Here is a 2,748-nt window from a genome sequence, read left to right as displayed (position 1 = left end):
CGATTCCAAGATCAAGATGAGCGCGTCGAAAGACTACTACGCCAAGGCGGTCAAGGAACTGCCCAAGGGCTTGAAGACGGTGCCGCTGGTGGTGCTGGTCAATGCCGGTTCCGCATCGGCTTCCGAAATCGTTGCTGGTGCCTTGCAAGACCAGAAGCGTGCGGTGCTGGTGGGGACCAAGACTTTCGGAAAGGGCTCGGTGCAAACCATTTTGCCGGTGAGCAAGGATGCCGCCATCAAGCTGACCACCGCCCGCTACTTCACCCCGAATGGCCGCTCCATCCAGGCCAAGGGCATTGTGCCGGATGTCGAAGCCGCCGAAACCACCGTCAACGGCGTGAATCGCGAAGCGCTGCGCGTGCGTGAGGCGGATCTGGAACACCACCTGAGCAATCCGCAGGGCGAGGCCAAGCCGGACGAAGCCAAGGCCGATCAGCCAGAGGCCAAGCTTGATGCGGGCAAGACGCAGCGCCCGGCCAAGGACGGCAAAACCAAGGATGGCAAGCCGCAGTCCGACAAGGCAGAAGATGATGCCGACACGCCGCTGCGCCCGGGCGAGATTTCGGTGAAGAAAGACTTCCAGCTGCAACAGGCACTCAATGTATTGAAGGTGCAGCAGGTGATAGTCCGTAACAACACCCCGGCATCCTGATGGCAAGCCCTTGATTGACAAAGCGAACACCCGCCACTGGCGGGTTTCGCTTTTCTGGGCCCGAGCACCTATAACGGTTCATGCTGACTGGGAGAATGCACGATGCACGACGCTAGCCTCTTACTGAACCTGTTCAAGCTGATAGGCGAGGGCAAGCTGGACCGCTACAAGTTCATGCAGATGCTCGCCCGTGCGCTGGTACAGGAGATCGCAGCCAGCCGCGCCGGCATCTGGTTCTACCAGGGGGCGCTGCAAGACAGCCTGGTGTGCGAAACCCTTTACGACGCCGGTGATGGCCAATGGACCAGCGGCATGGTGCTGCACGAAGACGATTTCCAGCCCTATTTCGAGTCGATGCGTGAAGGCCGCATTCTGGTGGCGCCCAATGCCAGGCAGCATCCCGCCACCGCCTGCTTTTCCGAAGGTTACCTGGAGCCACTCAATATCTACTCCCGGCTCGATGTAGTGATCGATGTGGCCGGCAGCCTGGTAGGCGTGCTCAGTTGCGAGCAGACCGCCCATGAACATGACTGGACCCAACAGGATCTGCAATATCTGCAACAGGGCGCAGCAACCATTGGCCTCGCTTTGAAGAAGTTTCCCTGAGATCGCTGCCACCTTGCGCCCAATCCCGGTAAGATCATTCGCCGCCTGCCAGGCGGCGTTGTTTTTCCAGGAGGAGCAGCATGGCTGCGATTGGCCGCGACTTTACCGACGATGAATTGCTGCGCTATAGCCGGCATATCCTGCTCGACGAGATCGGCATCGAAGGGCAGCAGCGGCTTGCCGCCGCCAGCGCGCTGATTGTCGGCGCCGGCGGCCTCGGCTCTCCTGCTGCGTTGTATCTGGCATCGGCCGGGGTAGGGCGCCTGCTGATTGCCGATGCCGATACGGTGGAGCTGAGCAATCTGCAGCGGCAGATTGTGCACCGCCAGGAAAGCCTCGGTCAGCTCAAGGTTGAATCGGCAAAGCAGACCTTGGCGACGATCAATCCGCAGGTAGACGTACTCACCTTGCCACAGCGCTTGGCTGGCGAGGCGCTACTGGCTGCCGTAGCGAAGGCCGATGTGGTGCTTGATTGCTCGGATAACTTTCCGACCCGCCACGCGGTGAACCGCGCCTGCGTCGCACTCAAGAAGCCGCTGGTGTCTGGCGCCGCGGTGCGTTTTGATGGCCAGTTTGCCGTGTTTGATACGCGGCAGGCCGATAGCCCATGCTACCGTTGCCTGTTTGACGAGGCGGGTGAGGCCAGCGACGGCCCCTGCGCCACTTTCGGCGTGTTTGCGCCACTGGTCGGGGTGATCGGTGCGCTGCAGGCGGCCGAGGCGCTCAAGTTATTGATCGGCATGCCGGGCATCCCGCTGGGGTTGCTGACCACGGTGGATATGCGCAGCCAGCAATGGCGTAATCTGCGTTTCCGACGTGACCCGGCCTGCCCGGTGTGCGCCAGCGGAGCCGGCTCGTGACGCTGGCCCGGACCGAACCCCATCGCGCGACGCCGCGCATTGTATTGGACAGAGCTGTGAACGATATCCCAGACAAAATCGGCAAATACCGGATCGAGCGCGAGCTTGGTCGTGGCGCCACCGGCGTGGTGTACCTGGCGCGCGATGGCTTTGCTGGCGGCGCGGTGGCGCTGAAACTGGCTCATGCCAGCCTGTTGCAAGATAGCCCGCAGGCGCGGCGCTTCCGGCAGTTTCTGCGCAATGAAGCCAGCCTGGTCGGCCGGCTGCGCCATCCGCATCTGGTAGGCATGCTCGACGCCGATATCGATGCCGAGCGCCCCTATGTGGTGATGGAATATGTCGAGGGTCGGGCGCTGGATAACCATGTCAGCGCCGATAACCTGCTGCCGGTCGGCGAGGTGTTCGACTTGGCATTCAAATGCTGCAATGCGCTGGACTATGCGCAACGTCTTGGCCTGGTGCACCGCGATCTCAAGCCGGCCAATCTGTTGCGGCCCAAGCTCGGCGGCGTCAAGGTCACCGACTTCGGCGCCGCCATTGCCGTCAATTCCCAGCAAACCCAGCTGCATGGCTTTGTCGGCTCGCCAGCCTATATGTCGCCCGAGCAGGTGCGCGAGGAAGAAGTCACCC

Annotated in this window: 4 protein-coding genes; all 4 read left to right on the top strand. The window is 61.9% G+C overall.

Annotated features, from left to right (window positions below; genetic code table 11):
• On the top strand, positions 1–652 hold a 652-nt coding region (locus tag ACE3OH_RS21390), incomplete at its 5' end, for a S41 family peptidase (RefSeq protein ID WP_374358028.1).
• 102 nt (positions 653–754) lie between these two features.
• On the top strand, positions 755–1,258 hold the full coding sequence (locus ACE3OH_RS21385) for a GAF domain-containing protein (protein WP_374358025.1): 504 nt from the start codon (positions 755–757) through the stop codon (positions 1,256–1,258).
• 80 nt (positions 1,259–1,338) lie between these two features.
• Complete coding sequence (locus ACE3OH_RS21380) at positions 1,339–2,118, top strand: ThiF family adenylyltransferase (RefSeq protein WP_374358022.1); 780 nt, start codon at positions 1,339–1,341, stop codon at positions 2,116–2,118.
• Positions 2,119–2,174: 56 nt separating this feature from the next.
• A partial coding sequence (locus tag ACE3OH_RS21375; RefSeq protein WP_374358017.1) for a serine/threonine-protein kinase occupies positions 2,175–2,748 on the top strand: 574 nt, incomplete at its 3' end.

Source organism: Chitinimonas sp. (assembly GCF_041904975.1).
In the GTDB taxonomy this organism is placed as follows: Bacteria; Pseudomonadota; Gammaproteobacteria; order Burkholderiales; family Chitinimonadaceae; genus Chitinimonas.
This window is presented reverse-complemented; position numbering and strand designations above follow the sequence as displayed.